Here is a 14480-nt window from a genome sequence, read left to right as displayed (position 1 = left end):
CGCGATGGACGAAATTCAACAACTCTGGCTCTCCACCGGGATCGCCAATCTGGACTGGGGCCAGGCCCTGATGATGGGCGTCGGCTGTCTCTTGATCTATCTGGCGCTCGTCAAGAAATTCGAGCCGCTGCTGCTGGTGCCGATCGGGTTCGGCGCGCTGCTGTGCAATATTCCGGTTGCCGGGATCGGCGGGCCGGATGGCCTGATCGGACAGGTCTATCATGTCGGCATCGAGAGCGGTGCCTTTCCGCTGCTGATCTTCATGGGGGTCGGGGCGCTGACCGATTTCAGCGCGCTGATCGCGCGACCCTCCACGCTGCTGCTGGGTGCCGCGGCCCAATTCGGTATCTTCGCAACCCTGATCGGCGCCGTGCTGCTCAACGGTCTGCCGGGGTTCGACTTCACCATGAAGGAGGCGGCGTCCATCGCCATCATCGGCGGCGCGGATGGACCCACCGCCATCTTCCTGGCCTCGCGGCTGGCGCCGGACATGCTCGGGGCCATCGCGGTCGCAGCCTATTCCTACATGGCGCTGGTACCAATCATTCAGCCGCCCATCATGCGCGCGCTGACCACGCAAAAAGAACGCGCCGTGGTGATGGAACAGATGCGTCCGGTCTCGCGGCTGGAGCGCATCCTCTTTCCCTTCGTGGTACTGATCCTGTGCGCGCTGCTGCTGCCCTCGGCGGCCCCGTTGATCGGGATGCTGACCTTCGGCAATCTGCTGCGCGAAGCCGGCGTGGTCGAGCGTCTGAGCCGCGCGGCCCAGAACGAGATCATCAACATCGTCACCATCCTGCTGGGTCTGGCGGTCGGCTCCAAGCTCTCGGCGGACAAGTTTCTCAACCTGGAGACGCTCGGCATCCTGCTGCTTGGCGCGTTTGCGTTCTGTATCGGCACCGCCGCCGGGGTCGTGATGGGCAAGATCATGTGCTACGCCACGGGTGGCAAGGTCAACCCATTGATCGGCGCCGCCGGCGTCTCCGCCGTCCCGATGGCCGCGCGGGTCGCCAACAAGGTCGGGCAGGAAACGGATCCGCACAACTTCCTGTTGATGCATGCCATGGGGCCGAACGTGGCCGGGGTCATTGGTTCGGCAGTGGCCGCTGGGTTGTTGCTCGCCTTGATTGGGCCTTAAGAGCGGGAAGGCAGGGCTGGAGCTTTGAAAACGAGCGAAAATCCGGTGCAATCGGATACTATCCAGACAGCTCGTTTCACCCTGCCTTTCAGACGACCGAGGAGGTTCCATGACCCGCTCAAGGATTCCGACTTATCTGGCCGGCGCACTGCTGGCCATCCTCGCCACCGATGCCGCCGCCTTCAAGTGCATGCCGATCTATGGCAACTGGTGCGGCATCAACTACCCGAACGGCGGTTTTCCGCCGCCCGTCGATGCCTTCGACGCCGCCTGCATGCGTCATGATCTATGCATGGCCGCGCCGGGTTCCGAGACCGGATGCGACATCGCTTTTGTCTCCGAACTGCATACGATTGCCGCTCAGGTCGGTTATCTGCCGCGTCCGCTGCAATGGGCCGAGTATGTGATCCGCGTCAAATCGGGCGGCCCCTGGGGCGGCATGCCCATGCCGACTCCCTGGGACGCCTTCGGTGCGATGTCGAGCGTCGCGGCGCCCTGCTGGTGAGGCGAGGGCCATTGATGCCGTTTGACCTTCCAGGGCGTGCATCGAATCGTTCTGAGAGCGCCGCCCCTGGGAGTGCCGCCTTGTCGTCGGCCCTGAGGAAGCCGACAGGTTATCGGCTGTGTCGGAGCCGGCCGACTCGTCCGACAACATGTCGGACGCATCAGGTGCCGACAGCATGTCGGCGCTCACAGGGGTCGCAACGATGACGAACGCCCGGATGGATGAAACGCCGCTGAGCATCCTGAACCGGGTCTTCGGTTTCGATCGCTTCCGCGGCGCTCAGGCCGAGATCATCGATTTGGTGGTCGGCGGGGGCGATGCGCTGGTGCTGATGCCGACCGGCGGCGGCAAGTCACTCTGTTATCAGATCCCGGCACTGTTGCGTCCGGGGACCGGGATCGTCGTCTCGCCGCTGATCGCGCTGATGCAGGATCAGGTGGACGCACTGACGCAGCTTGGCGTGCGGGCGGCCTTTCTGAACTCCTCACTCACCCCCGATAAGGCGCGCGCGGTCGAGCAGGCGCTCCTGTCGGGTCGGCTGGATCTGCTCTATGTCGCCCCGGAACGCCTGCTGACCGAACGCTTCGAGGATCTGCTCGACCGAATCCCGGTCGCGCTCTTCGCCATCGACGAGGCGCATTGCGTGTCCCAATGGGGGCACGACTTCCGACCCGAATACATCCAGCTCGACCGGTTGCACACCCGCTGGCCAGAAGTGCCGCGCATCGCGCTCACCGCCACCGCCGACACCCCGACCCGCAACGAGATCGTCACCCGTCTGAGCCTGGGTCAGGCGCGTCAGTTCGTCTCCAGCTTCGACCGCCCGAACATCCGCTACCGCATCGTCGAGAAGGCCAATCCGCGTCAGCAACTGCTGGCCTTCCTGCGTCGCGAGCATCCGGAAGACGCGGGCATCGTCTACTGCCTGTCGCGCCGCCGGGTCGAGGAGACCGCGACCTTTCTTCAGGATCACGACTTTCCCGCGCTGCCCTACCATGCCGGTCTGCCCGCCGACACGCGCCGCGCGCATCAGGCCCGCTTTCTGCGCGAGGAGGGCGTTGTCATGGTCGCGACCATCGCCTTCGGCATGGGTATCGACAAGCCGGACGTGCGTTTCGTCGCCCATCTGGATCTACCGAAAAGTCTCGAAGCCTATTATCAGGAGACCGGTCGCGCCGGGCGCGACGGTCAGCCGGCGGATGCCTGGATGACCTATGGCATCGGCGACGTGGTGATGCTGCGCCGGATCATCGAGGATTCGGACGCGGACGAGCATTTCAAGCGCATCGAGCTGCACAAGCTCGACGGCATGCTCGGTTATTGCGAGACCACCGAGTGCCGGCGTCAGGTGATGCTCAATTATTTCGGCGAGACCCTGCCCAAGCCCTGCGGCAACTGCGATACCTGTCAGGAGCCGGTGGAGACCTGGGACGGGACGCTCGCGGCCCAGATGGCGCTGTCCTGCATCTATCGCACCGGCCAGCGCTTCGGCAGTGCCTATCTGGTGGATGTGCTGCTCGGCAAGAGCCTGGAGCGCATCCGCCGCTTCGGACACGACCGGGTGAGCACCTACGGGATCGGCAAAGCGGTCGAGGGCAAGCCGATGAGCGCCGATCAATGGCGTTCGGTTTACCGACAACTGGTGGCGGCGGGTCTGATCGCGGTGGACATGGAGGGCCATGGCGCGCTCAAGCTGACCGAACAGAGTCGTCCGCTGTTGCGCGGCGAGCGCGCCATCCGGCTACGTCGCGATCCCGAGCGCAAGAGCGGTGCCTCGTCCCGTGCCCCGGTGTCCGCGGCCCCGACCGATCCGGAGGCGGCGGCGCTGTGGCAGGCGTTGCGCGAGCAGCGTCGCCAACTGGCGCTGGCGCAAAACGTACCCGCCTATGTCATCTTCGCCGACGCCACGTTGCGCGAGATGTTGACCTATCGTCCGCGCACGCGGGACGAACTCAGCCAGATCACGGGTGTCGGACAGGCCAAGCTGGAACGCTTCGGCGAGGAGTTTCTGCGGGTGCTGTCCGAGCACGCGGCGCGGCATGGCCGTCCGTCGGGGCTGCCGCCGCTGCCGCTGCGGTCCGTCTCCCGCGCTGCGCCATCGTCGGGACGGATCTGGGAGTCGGGAGGTCTGAGCGACACGCTCCTGGAAACGCTGGGGTTGTTTCGCAAAGGGATGGATGCGGAGGCGATCGCCCTGCACCGAAACCTCAAATCCACGACCATCTACACCCATCTGTCACGCTGCATCGAGGAAGGGGAGTTGGCCGTTCAGGACGTGGTCAAGCTCGACGCCGAGACCCGGCGGCGTATCGAGTTCGCCTTCGATCAACTGCCCGAGGGTGCGATGATGGGACTGAAGCCGGTCTTCGATGCCTTCGAGGGGCGTTATGACTACGGGCTTCTGCGCTGCGTGCGGGCGGGGATGGGGCGAAATTCGGCGGATTGATCCTGGGACCGCCGACTTGTAGTCGGACGAACGTTGTGGATTGCGACGACAATCTATCGTCGGCTCCAATCGCCGACTACAAGTCGGCGGCCCCAGGGCCGACTACAAGTCGGCGCTCCCAGGCGGAACATCCCAGGGGGCAATAGATAAGAGGTGAATAATGACCGAACACTTTACCGAACAACCCTTTCTGCCGCTCAACATCGCGCTGCTAACGGTCTCGGACAGTCGGGGCGAGGATCAGGACACCTCCGGCAAGCTGCTGAAGGAACGGGCCGAGTCGGCGGGTCACCGGGTCGTGGCGAAAGCGATCGTCCGCGACGATGTCTATCAATTGCGCGCGGCGGTTTCGCGCTGGATCGCCGATCCCGAGGTGCAGGTCGTCCTGAGCACCGGCGGAACCGGCGTCACTGGGCGCGACAGCACGCCAGAGGCCATCGCGCCCCTGCTCGACAAGGTGGTCGAAGGCTTCGGCGAACTCTTTCGTCAGATCTCGTTCGCCGAGATTGGCGCCTCGACCCTCCAGTCGCGCGCCTTCGCCGGATTGGCCAACGGCACCTTTATCTTCTGTCTGCCCGGCTCGACCGGCGCCTGCCGGACGGCTTGGGATGGGATCCTGCTGCCCCAACTGGATATCCGCACTCGGCCCTGTAATTTCGCCCAACTTATTCCCCGTCTGCGCGAACGCTGAAGCTCTATGACGACCCACAACGACTGCCCGGCTCCGGCCGCGGAAAAACGCCCCACGCTGACCAAGCAGGAGGCCATCGACTTCCTGCTGTCGCGGGTCCAGCCGATCGCGGACAGCGAATCCATCCCGACCGACATGGCGCTCGGGCGCGTGCTGGCGGCGCCGGTGACGAGCGCTATCGATGTCCCCGGCTGGGACAACAGCGCCATGGACGGATACGCCATCCGTCACGCGGACCTGGCCGCGGATGACGGCTGGCTGCGGGTCGGTCAGCGGATTCCGGCCGGATCGATCGGCGTCGATCTGGAGCCGGGAACCGCCGCGCGCATCTTCACCGGCGCGCCCGTCCCGGACGGCGCCGATACGGTGGTGGTGCAGGAAATCTGCGAGCGCGACGGCGACCGGGTGCGTATTCCGTTAGATTGCAAGCCGGGCGCGAACATCCGGCGCGCCGGCGAGGACATCCGCGCCGGGGCCGAGGTGATCGCCACCGGGACGCGGCTCGCGCCCCAGCATCTTGGGCTGGCCGCCTCGGTCGGCGTCGCGCGCTTGCCGGTCTATCGGCGTCTGCGGGTCGCGGTCCTGGCCAGCGGTGACGAACTGGCCATGCCGGGCGAGCCGTTGGGACCGGGCCAGATCTACAACTCCAACCGTTTTCTGCTGATCGGCCTGCTACAGGGGTTGGGCTGCGAGGTGGTGGATCTCGGGATCGTCGCGGATACACTGGACGCGACCACCGACGCACTGACGCGAGGGGCGCGCGAGTCGGACCTGATCCTCGCCAGCGGCGGGGTGTCGGTCGGCGAGGAGGATCATCTCAAGCCCGCGGTCGAGAAGATCGGCACCCTGGATCTTTGGAACATCGCGATCCGCCCCGGCAAGCCGGTCGCGTTCGGCTGGGTCCAGGGCACGCCGGTGCTCGGCGCGCCCGGCAATCCGGTTTCGCTGTTCGTCACCTTCTGTCTGTTTGCCCGCCCGGTGGTGCTGCGGCGTCAGGGGGCGGGCGGGGATCTCGCGCCGCGCGTCCTCAAGATCCGCGCCGGGTTCGACTGGCCGAAACCGGATAAACGCAGCGAGTTCCATCGCGCGCGTCTTCAGACCGGCGCCGATGGCGAACCCGAACTGGCGGTCTTTCCGACCCGATCCTCGGCGGTGCTGTCCTCGGTCGCCTGGGCGGATGGGTTGATCGAGATCTCGCCGGGGCGGGCGATTCGGCGGGGCGAGTTGGTTGATTTCATGCCCTTTGCCGATTTGCTGCACTAAACCGCGTCCAGCGCGAAATGCGTGATTTTCATTTTGTGTCTGATTTTGGAGATTTCTTCGATCTCGGTGGAGACGCGGTTTCATTGGTAACCCGAGAGACCCCCGACGCGATGATCACAATTCTCTATTTTGCCCGACTACGCGAACGGCTTGGCTGCCATGAGGAACGGCTCGATTTACCGGCTGGGGTCGGCACGATCACGGATCTGCTAGAGCATCTGCGCACGCGCGGCGGGCTCTGGGCGGAGGCGCTCAGCGAGGGCGAGCGGATCATGAGCGCGGTCAATCAGGAGATTGCCCAGCCTCGAACGTCCATTCGCGACGGAGACGAGGTTGCATTTTTCCCACCGGTGACCGGGGGCTAAGGATCTGTCTATCAACAACATGACAACCCTCATCGAAGCGCATGATCTGGTCCGGCTCTATCCCGGTGTGCGAGCCGTGGATGGCATCAGCTTCCGGGTCGAGTCCGGTCAGTGTTTCGGTCTGCTGGGGCCGAACGGGGCGGGGAAGACGACGACCCTGGAGATGCTGGAGGGCATCCAGCCGCCGACCTCGGGGCGCGTGCTGTTCAAGGGGCAGCCGCTGGACCGTGAATACCGTCAGTCCATCGGCATTCAGTTCCAGGCGACCGCGCTCCAGGATTTCCAGACCGTGAGCGAGTCTCTGGCCATGTTCGCCAGTCTCTATCGGCGCACGGCGGAGCGCGAGGAACTGATCCGGCTGTGCAATCTGGCCGAGATCCTGGATCGCGATACCCGCAAGCTGTCGGGCGGTCAGCGGCAGCGTCTGCTGCTGGCGGTCGCGTTGGTCAACGATCCCGAGCTGGTGTTTCTGGATGAGCCGACGACCGGACTCGACCCCCAGGCGCGACGCAATTTCTGGGGCCTGATCGAACGGGTTCGCCGACGCGGAACCACCGTAGTGATGACCACGCATTACATGGAAGAGGCCGAGCGGCTGTGCGACCGGGTCGCCATCGTCGACCGGGGGCGTCTGATTGCCGAGGGCAATCCGCGCGAGCTGATCGAGGTGCAGTTTCCCGCGCGCCTGATTCGCCTGCCGGATTCGGCCTGGCCGGCGGGGGTTCCACTCCCGTCCGGCGCCGTGGCACGCGACGGCGAGATCGAGATCCAGACCGACGAGGTGCCGCCCATGCTGGCCGAACTGGAACGTCTCGGCGCCGATCTGACCGGTCTGCGAGTGGCGATTCCGAACCTGGAAGACCTCTTTCTGAAACTGACCGGGCATGCGTTAAGGACTTGATGATGTGGCGCCGAATCCTTGCCATCCTGGTCGCGCGCAATCGCGAGTTCTATCGCGACCGCGCCGGACTGAGCTGGAACATCCTGATGCCGATCATGATGGTGCTGGCCTTCGCCTTTATCTTTCGGGCCGAGCCGGAGGCTCTGCTCAAGGTCGGCGTCGTCACGCCGGACGGTCAATTGATCAGCGTGTCCTCGCCCTTTCTTGACCTTGAGTCCATCGACTTCATCCCACTGACCGATCCGGACGCCGCCATCCTGAAGGTCGAACGACATCAGTTGGACCTGCTGCTCGATCCGCGCGGCTCGCCCGTCTACTGGCTGAACTCCGAGTCGCCCAAGGGCTATCTGGCCGAGCGTCTTCTGCTGGGCGCCTATCCCTCGCGGGCCGGTCCGGCGCCGCAACGCCTGACCGTGAGCGGTGAGGCGCTACGTTATGTGGATTGGGTGCTGCCCGGCGTGCTCGCGATGAACATCATGTTCTCCAGCTTCTGGGGCGTCGGCTGGGTGATCGTGCGCTATCGCAAGAATGGTGTGCTGCGCCGGCTCAAGGCGACGCCGCTCAGTCCCTGGGAGTTTCTGACGGCGCAGGTCGTGTCGCGGCTGATCGTGGTGCTGTCGGCGAGTCTGGTCGTCTATCTGGGCGCCGCGCTGTTGCTGGAGTTTCCGATGCGCGGCTCCTATCTGGCGCTGGCGCTCGTCTATCTGGCCGGCGCCTTGTGTCTCATCAGCATGGGTCTGATCGTGGCGGCGCGTCTGCGCACCGAGGAGGTGGCCGATGGGATACTCAATCTGGTGTCCTGGCCCATGCTGCTGCTGTCGGGGGTCTGGTTCTCGCTGGAGGGCGCGAGCGCGGCGGCGCAGGCGTTTTCGCGTTTGCTGCCGCTGACGCATCTGGTGGAAGGCGCCCGACGGGTGATGATCGATGGGGCTGGCGTCATCGATGTCCTGCCCCAGATCGCCCTGCTCGGAGGACTGGCCGTGCTCTTCCTGAGCCTGGCCGCCTGGCTGTTTCGATGGGAATAAATCAAGAATCCTTGCGCGCTGGCAGGCTCAGGACTTCGAGTTTGACGCTGGTGACTCCCCTCTTGATCATCCCCAATTCGCTGGCTGCCTCGCGCGAGAGGTCGAGGATACGACCCTTGACGAAAGGTCCGCGGTCATTGACCTTGACCACGATACTGTTGCCCGTCAGGGTGTCGGTGACGCGGATTTTGGTCCCGAGCGGCAGGGTTTTGTGAGCGGCGCTGAGCCGGTTTTTGCTGTAACGCTGGCCGCTCGCGGTCTTTTGGCCATGCAGGCTGTCGTGATAGAAGGATGCCATGCCTTTTTGGGTGTGACCGGGATTCGGGCGGGCCTGGGACTCGAAGGTCATGGGGAGCAGAGTCATCAGGAGCGCGGCGGTTGTCAGGGTCTTTGTCATGAGGCCAATCTCTTTCAAGGGACCGGCGATTCCGAGGGTTAAACAGGCCGGAATCGCGGTCGTTGAACTAGGAATGGCTCTAGTCTACGGGAAAACCCTATATGGGGTAAACCCTATATTTGCGGAGTGGTCGATTCTTGTTGAAACCGATCCCCGATCCGCGCGTTCGCAAGGCGCCCTTCACGCGGGTGTACCAGTTGTCATTTGAGTCTGGACGCTTGGAATCGCCCCGCCCGTTTCGCGCGCGGCCTCGTCCAGCAGTGCTTCGGGCACCCCGCGCTTTTTTAGCGCCGCAATCAATCGCGCGGTCGATCCAAAGGCGTATTGCGCTTCGTCGCGCCGTAGCCCCTCGCTCACGTACCACTTCAGTAAAGCCTGGTAGCCAGAGAATCCTCTAAGCGGTGCGATTTCCTTCAGCGACTCGACGACATCCAGCGGGATGCGCAGCGTAATAGCGGTCATCGGACGGTCTTTGGTCAGACGTGCCTTGATGCGATCAGGAATGCTCATGGATTCGCCTCTCGTCGTTGGTTGCAGGCCGGGCTGAGATCAGGCGGATTGCCTCCTCTTCGGCCAGTTCAATATGAACCACGAACAGCAAACGCCCCGTCCCGTCATAACCGACGATGGCGTCGCGGACCTCGCCGTGGCGGTCCGCCTCGACCAGCCGGAATAACGGATCGAAAAATACCGTCGCTGCCTGCTCGAACATAATGCCCTCGTGACGGATGGGGTTGGCCGCCGCTTTGCGCGCGTCCCACACGAAAGAGAGACCGTGGAGTTCGTAGTAGATATCCATGTGGACAATCTAACAAATGTATTGTCATTGTCAATAATGTCTCCGACTTCAACCCTCCCGCCCGACCGGCTCCACTCCGCTCAACCGCTGACCATTCATCTCCGCCATGACCCCGACCAGATCCGCCGGCAGACGCTGCCAGGCGCTCACCAGCGAGACCAGCACCGAGGCCAGATAGGGAATCGACTGCACCACCAGCACCGCGACCCAGATCCGCACGTCGAGCATATAGGCATCCTCGCGCAGCAGCACCAGACCGGCGGCGAGCAGAAAGGCGAAGGCGAATAGACCCTCCTCGCGGGTGTCCGCCAGGGCGCGGATGACCGCCGGCGCCTCCGCCATCTTAGGCGTGCGGAAGAATCCCAGCTTGCCGGTGACGAGTCCGCCGAACATGGCGCGCGAGATGGTGTGCGACAGCGCCAGACCCGCCAATCCGGCGGCGAGGCTCTGGCGCAGCGTGGCCGTGACCCGGCGCCGATAGAGCACGAGGCTCTTCGACATCTTGAACACGAACAGCACCAGCGGAACCAGCGCGACGGTCAGGTAGGGCGGCGTGATGGTGTCCGGGAACATCACCATGGCCACCGACCAGGCGAGCGCGGCGAAGTTGAACAGCAGATTGAAACCGTCCGCGAACCAGGGCAGCCAGCCGGCGACGAAGTGATAGCGTTGACCGGCGGTGAGCGCGGTTCGGCGCAGTCCGAGCAGCTCGCGCCGATGGCGCAGCAGGATACGCACCGCGCCATAGGCCCAGCGATAGCGCTGCTTCTGGAAGTCGGCGAAGGTGTCCGGCATCAGCCCGCGACCGTAGGTGCAGGGGATATAGAGCGCCTTGTGTCCGGCCTCGAACAGCCGCAGACCCAGCTCGGCGTCCTCGGTGATGCACCACTCGGCCCAACCATTGACTTCATCCAAGGTTGTGCGTCGGATCATGGTCATGGTGCCGTGCTGGATGATGGCGTTGCGTTCGTTGCGCGTGACCATCCCGAGATGGAAGAAACCGCGATATTCAGCCATGCACATCGCCTTGAAGGCGTTCTGGTCGGCGTCGCGATAGTCCTGCGGGGCCTGCACGATGGCGACCTCCGGATCGGCGAAGCCCGGCACCAGATGACGCAGCCAGGTCGGGACCACGAGATAATCGGCGTCGATGACCGCGATCACCTCGGCGGCGGGGTCGGTCTGGCGCAGCGCGAAGTTGAGCGCCCCGGCCTTGTAGCCGGCGAGCGGGTCGACATGGAAAAAGCGGAAGCGTTCGCCAAGCGTCTCGCAATGCGCCTGGACCGGCTCCCAGACCTTGGGATCCTTGGTGTTGTTGTCGATCACCAGCACCTCGAAACGCGGGTAATCGAGCGCGGCGAGCGCGTCCAGGGTCGCGCACAGCAGTTCCGGCGGCTCGTTATAGGCGGGCACATGCACCGAGACGAAGGGCAACTGCTCATCCGGCACCGTGCGCAGCGGGAAGGGACGGCGCCATTTGTTCAGCCAGATGGATTCGGCCCATTCGTGCGCCTCGGCCATCAGCAGCACGATGACGCCGATCCCGCCGATCAGCAGCAGTACCCCAACGATGGCCGTCGCCGGCGTCATGTACTGGCGGGTGTAGTCGTAGACGATCCAGACGGCGGCGGTGGAGATGGCGTAGGTGACGAGCGCTAGAAACCCCTTGCCGCGCTTGGCCAGCGTGGCGCTGTCGCGATAGAGGAAGACCAACAGGAGCACGCCCATCACGACCGAGAGACCGGCCAGCTCGCGCCATTGCGGGATGCGCACCACCGGCTGACTGAACTCGAACTTGGCCTGACGGTTGGCGTTGTAGACGCCCCAATAGTTGCCCGTGGCCCCTTCGGTCTTAGCCTTCCAAGGTTGATCGAACGCCTCCATCACGTAATAGATATAGTTTTCGGCCTCGGCGCGGGCCAGGAAGCGGCGCAAAAAACGCGTCTGATTGGTCGGCGACGGCTCCGCGCCCCGGTTACGCCGGCCATTGCTGGGCCAGCCGACCTCGCCGATGACGATGGGCTTATTCGGATAGGCTTCCTTCAGTTCGTTATAGCGACTGACGGCATAGTCCACGGCCTGATCCACCGGCAACCCCTCCCAGTAAGGGAGCAGATGCACCGTGATGAAGTCGACATGCTCGACCAGCTTGGGATACTTGAGCCAGACATGCCAGGGTTCGGCGGTGCTGACCGGCAGCCAGGTGAGCTTGCGCACCTGGTCCAGATAACCGATCAGTTCGGACACCGGGAGATCCCGGCGCAGAATGGACTCGTTGCCGACGATGACCCGCACGAGGTTGCGATGGCCATCGTTCAGCACCTCGGCCAGGCGTTTGATCTCGGTCTCGTTAGCGGCGGCTTCGTTGCCGATCCAGGCCCCGAGCGTCACATTCAGTCCATGCCCGGCGGCCAAGCGCGGAATGTCGGCCAGCGTATCCTCGACGGTGTAGGTCCGCACCGCATGGGCGCGTCCTTCCAGCAGCGCCAGATCCGCGTCGATCTCTTCCGGCGAGGGAAATTTTTTCAGGCTCGGGTCATCGTCGGCGCGCATCGGCGCGAAGGAAAAGCCCTGAATCCGGTTCGGCCAAGGCGGCTCTTCCGAGGGCTGGTTCAACAGCCACCAGGCGGTGGCCGTCAGCAAGGCGATCAGGAGCGGGATGACGAGATTGATAGAGCGATTCATGCGCTAGTTCGCTGAGTAACGAGTAAAAATACGTTAAACAAAGCCAACGAATACAATCGTTGTCGTTGTCGTTGTCGCTATCGTTGTCGCTATCGCTATCGTTGTCGTTGTCGCTATCGAGGAATCAATGCAATTTGCCCATGAACAACTCGACGTCTACCGGGTCTCGATCCGCTACGTGGCTTGGGCGTACGAAACCGCAAAGCGTTTGAAAGGCATCGATCGCCACGCGCGAGACCAACTGCTGCGGGCCTCGCAGTCGATCCCTTTGAACCTTGCCGAAGGCAACGGCAAGGGAACCAACGCCGATCGACGCCGCTTTTTCGAAATCGCTCGCGGTTCGGCGTTGGAATGCGGATCGATCCAGGACTGCCTGGAAGCCTGCGGAGTGCTGAGTGCGGCTGAAAATACGCATGCCAAGACGATGTTGATTCGGATCGTTTCGATGCTGACAAAGCTCGGACAGCGCAACCATGAAGTGCGGGAGAATTGTGGTTGCTATGATCAAATCGATGACGACAACGACAACGACAACGATAGCGACAACGACAATGGCGCCAAAGGTATTCGCTAATGGGCTTGTTGAGCTGATTAATGAACCCTTCCTTCGTTCGCGTAAGGCGGCGCGGTCGGTTTGTCGGAGTTCGTTCGGCGCGGTTCGACCGCGAACCATTGCCAGGTGCCGGCCAGGGGCGTCAAAAGCCGTTCAGGACCGATGGCGTCCCGCAATTGATCCGACGGGGTCAGAGCGATCAGGGTCTCAAAACCGGCTGGAACCGTGATTGGCTGGTTCCAGGGCGGCCCCCAGAGACGAACTCTCGGATCAAGATGATAGGCGAGCGAGATCAACTCGCCCAGTCCCACCCCGCTGTCGCTCGCCACGATCAGGGTCGAGGACGAGGCATTGGCGACGCGGGCGATATCGGCATTGCTCGCGCTGAAGTTCTTGGTCGACCAGGTCTCGGCGCGCTGGATGGCGAACAGCGACCAGCCGCCGAGCCCGACCAGCAGGGCCAGGGCTATGAGCCCGGAACGGCGCGACCAGGAGCCGGGCGGCGCGGCGATGGCCGCGCCGATGACCCAGGCGACCATGATCTGAATGGCCAGCAGCGTCGGCAGTGCATAGCGCGCGTGCAGCGAACGGCTGCCGCCAAGCAGCAGATCCGGACCCAGCATGACGCCGCTGTAGGCCAGCGCCATGGCGACGAGCAGCCAGACCGCCGCCCGCGGGGCACGGCGGACGAAACGCGCCAGCGCCCAGACGAGCGGGACGATCAGCAGGCTCCACCAGAGCACGGGGCTTGGGGTCAGGTCGACAAAGGTTCGGGTCGGATGCAGCGCCCAGGCCGCGAGCAGGTCGCCGATCTCGACCGGGCGTTGCATCCAGTGCGTGAAATGATCGACCCGGCCGGGCTGGGTGGCGATCACCCACAGCCAGGGCGTGAACAGCATCAGACTGACGCCAACCGCGATACCCCAGCGGCGGGCCAGCCGGGCCAGTCGTCCCGCCTGAGTGTCGCCGGCCCGAGAGACCGTCAGTCCGTAGAGCGCGTGCGCTGGGATCATCAGCACGAACAGCAGATGGGCATAAACGCCGAGCGTCATGAACAGACCGTAGAGCCACCAGTCCGTGCGCCGGTCGCGGCGCATCGCGCGCGCCAGCGCGGCGCTCGATGACGCCGTCAGCAGCAGCCAGAGCGCATATTGACGCGCCTCCTGAGCGTAGAGAAACTGAAGCGGCGAACAGGCGACCAGGGCGGCGGCGATCCAGGGGGCGAGTCCGCGACCGAAGAGTTCGCGTGTCAGCCAGTAGACGGACGGGATCAGCAGGATGCCGAAGAAGGCCGAGACGCCGCGCGCGGCGTTCACCGGATCGAGCGGCAGCGCGGTCGCCAGCCGTGCCAATACATAATAGAGGGGCGCGTGCTCCGGATGCCCGGCGAAGGCGCGAAAGGCGTCGGCCCAGGTATGCGCGGGGTCCGGGCGCTGGACGCGCAACAGATCGTCCGGGGTCAGGAGTTGTCCGCTGAAGATCGCGGCCTGGACCTCGTCATGGCGGTAGCCGAACACGCGCAGCAGGGTAAAGACCTCGTCATGCCAGACCAGCAGATGATCGAGCCCGAACAGCCGCGCCGTGCCGGCGCAGAGGATGACGAGCAGCAGACCGATCAGGAGTTTGGTGTCCGTGTCCGAGTCGGGTCGCGGACCGGCGGCGGAGATCGAGGAAAAGGGGTGCTGCAAGGGCGATGGTCCTGAAGGGGGGTT

14 protein-coding genes are annotated in these 14480 nt (G+C 64.1%); 9 read left to right on the top strand and 5 right to left on the bottom strand.

The features are described 5' to 3' along the window. The first annotated feature begins 4 nt into the window (after nt 1-4). The 8 genes from CCR95_RS12080 (at nt 5) to CCR95_RS12045 (ending at nt 8334) form a co-directional block, all read left to right on the top strand. Nucleotides 5-1138 carry a sodium ion-translocating decarboxylase subunit beta gene (locus tag CCR95_RS12080; RefSeq protein WP_201094621.1) on the top strand — a complete coding sequence of 378 codons (1134 nt, stop codon included), beginning with the start codon at nt 5-7 and terminating at the stop codon, nt 1136-1138. 109 nt (nt 1139-1247) lie between these two features. Next, the gene (locus tag CCR95_RS12075) at nt 1248-1643 is read left to right on the top strand and encodes a phospholipase A2 family protein (protein WP_201094619.1); all 396 of its coding nucleotides are present in this window, start codon (nt 1248-1250) and stop codon (nt 1641-1643) included. Between the two features lie 217 nt (nt 1644-1860). Next, complete coding sequence (gene recQ, locus CCR95_RS12070; RefSeq protein ID WP_201094689.1) at nt 1861-4089, top strand: DNA helicase RecQ; 2229 nt, start codon at nt 1861-1863, stop codon at nt 4087-4089. Between the two features lie 160 nt (nt 4090-4249). Then, nucleotides 4250-4780, top strand: coding sequence for a molybdenum cofactor biosynthesis protein B (moaB, locus tag CCR95_RS12065; RefSeq protein ID WP_201094617.1), 531 nt, complete (start codon nt 4250-4252; stop codon nt 4778-4780). 6 nt (nt 4781-4786) lie between these two features. Continuing rightward, the gene (locus tag CCR95_RS12060) at nt 4787-6043 is read left to right on the top strand and encodes a molybdopterin molybdotransferase MoeA (protein WP_201094615.1); all 1257 of its coding nucleotides are present in this window, start codon (nt 4787-4789) and stop codon (nt 6041-6043) included. 110 nt (nt 6044-6153) lie between these two features. Continuing rightward, the gene (gene moaD / locus CCR95_RS12055; RefSeq protein ID WP_201094613.1) at nt 6154-6408 is read left to right on the top strand and encodes a molybdopterin converting factor subunit 1; all 255 of its coding nucleotides are present in this window, start codon (nt 6154-6156) and stop codon (nt 6406-6408) included. A 19-nt stretch (nt 6409-6427) separates the two neighbouring features. Next, complete coding sequence (locus CCR95_RS12050; RefSeq protein WP_201094611.1) at nt 6428-7309, top strand: ABC transporter ATP-binding protein; 882 nt, start codon at nt 6428-6430, stop codon at nt 7307-7309. Between the two features lie 2 nt (nt 7310-7311). Further along, the gene (locus CCR95_RS12045; RefSeq protein WP_201094688.1) at nt 7312-8334 is read left to right on the top strand and encodes an ABC transporter permease; all 1023 of its coding nucleotides are present in this window, start codon (nt 7312-7314) and stop codon (nt 8332-8334) included. A gap of 1 nt (nt 8335) precedes the next feature. On the opposite strand, the gene CCR95_RS12040 is transcribed toward CCR95_RS12045, so the two are convergent. From CCR95_RS12040 to CCR95_RS12025, 4 genes are all read right to left on the bottom strand, one after another. Further along, nucleotides 8336-8731: a septal ring lytic transglycosylase RlpA family protein gene (locus CCR95_RS12040; protein WP_201094610.1), complete on the bottom strand. Its 396-nt coding sequence runs from the start codon at nt 8729-8731 to the stop codon at nt 8336-8338. A 180-nt stretch (nt 8732-8911) separates the two neighbouring features. Further along, complete coding sequence (locus CCR95_RS12035) at nt 8912-9241, bottom strand: hypothetical protein (protein WP_201094608.1); 330 nt, start codon at nt 9239-9241, stop codon at nt 8912-8914. After that, the gene (locus CCR95_RS12030) at nt 9228-9530 is read right to left on the bottom strand and encodes a BrnT family toxin (protein WP_201094606.1); all 303 of its coding nucleotides are present in this window, start codon (nt 9528-9530) and stop codon (nt 9228-9230) included. Before CCR95_RS12030 ends, CCR95_RS12035 begins: the two co-directional genes overlap by 14 nt. Nucleotides 9531-9578: 48 nt before the next feature. Further along, a complete protein-coding gene (locus tag CCR95_RS12025; protein ID WP_201094605.1) occupies nt 9579-12215 on the bottom strand; it encodes a glycosyltransferase in 2637 nt (878 codons plus the stop codon). 127 nt (nt 12216-12342) lie between these two features. On the opposite strand from CCR95_RS12025, the gene CCR95_RS12020 reads away from it, so the two are divergent. Further along, nucleotides 12343-12789 (top strand): four helix bundle protein, encoded by a 447-nt coding sequence (locus tag CCR95_RS12020; protein ID WP_201094602.1) that lies wholly within the window; start codon nt 12343-12345, stop codon nt 12787-12789. Between the two features lie 17 nt (nt 12790-12806). Here CCR95_RS12020 and CCR95_RS12015 read toward each other — a convergent pair whose 3' ends face one another. After that, the gene (locus CCR95_RS12015) at nt 12807-14456 is read right to left on the bottom strand and encodes a glycosyltransferase family 39 protein (protein WP_201094600.1); all 1650 of its coding nucleotides are present in this window, start codon (nt 14454-14456) and stop codon (nt 12807-12809) included. Nucleotides 14457-14480 lie beyond the last annotated feature (24 nt).

This window comes from Thiocystis minor (assembly GCF_016653465.1).
Lineage (GTDB): Bacteria > Pseudomonadota > Gammaproteobacteria > Chromatiales > Chromatiaceae > Chromatium > Chromatium minus.
The sequence above is the reverse complement of the archived record's forward strand: the minus strand, read 5'-3'. Positions and strand labels throughout refer to the sequence as shown.

Bases quoted from the DNA above. Each gene is read 5' to 3' on its own strand.
- CCR95_RS12080 (WP_201094621.1), top strand. From the start codon at position 5: ATGGACGAAATTCAACAACTCTGGCTCTCCACCGGGATCGCCAATCTG.
- CCR95_RS12075 (WP_201094619.1), top strand. From the start codon at position 1,248: ATGACCCGCTCAAGGATTCCGACTTATCTGGCCGGCGCACTGCTGGCC.
- recQ (WP_201094689.1), top strand. From the start codon at position 1,861: ATGGATGAAACGCCGCTGAGCATCCTGAACCGGGTCTTCGGTTTCGAT.
- moaB (WP_201094617.1), top strand. From the start codon at position 4,250: ATGACCGAACACTTTACCGAACAACCCTTTCTGCCGCTCAACATCGCG.
- CCR95_RS12060 (WP_201094615.1), top strand. From the start codon at position 4,787: ATGACGACCCACAACGACTGCCCGGCTCCGGCCGCGGAAAAACGCCCC.
- moaD (WP_201094613.1), top strand. From the start codon at position 6,154: ATGATCACAATTCTCTATTTTGCCCGACTACGCGAACGGCTTGGCTGC.
- CCR95_RS12050 (WP_201094611.1), top strand. From the start codon at position 6,428: ATGACAACCCTCATCGAAGCGCATGATCTGGTCCGGCTCTATCCCGGT.
- CCR95_RS12045 (WP_201094688.1), top strand. From the start codon at position 7,312: ATGTGGCGCCGAATCCTTGCCATCCTGGTCGCGCGCAATCGCGAGTTC.
- CCR95_RS12040 (WP_201094610.1), bottom strand. From the start codon at position 8,731: ATGACAAAGACCCTGACAACCGCCGCGCTCCTGATGACTCTGCTCCCC.
- CCR95_RS12035 (WP_201094608.1), bottom strand. From the start codon at position 9,241: ATGAGCATTCCTGATCGCATCAAGGCACGTCTGACCAAAGACCGTCCG.
- CCR95_RS12030 (WP_201094606.1), bottom strand. From the start codon at position 9,530: ATGGATATCTACTACGAACTCCACGGTCTCTCTTTCGTGTGGGACGCG.
- CCR95_RS12025 (WP_201094605.1), bottom strand. From the start codon at position 12,215: ATGAATCGCTCTATCAATCTCGTCATCCCGCTCCTGATCGCCTTGCTG.
- CCR95_RS12020 (WP_201094602.1), top strand. From the start codon at position 12,343: ATGCAATTTGCCCATGAACAACTCGACGTCTACCGGGTCTCGATCCGC.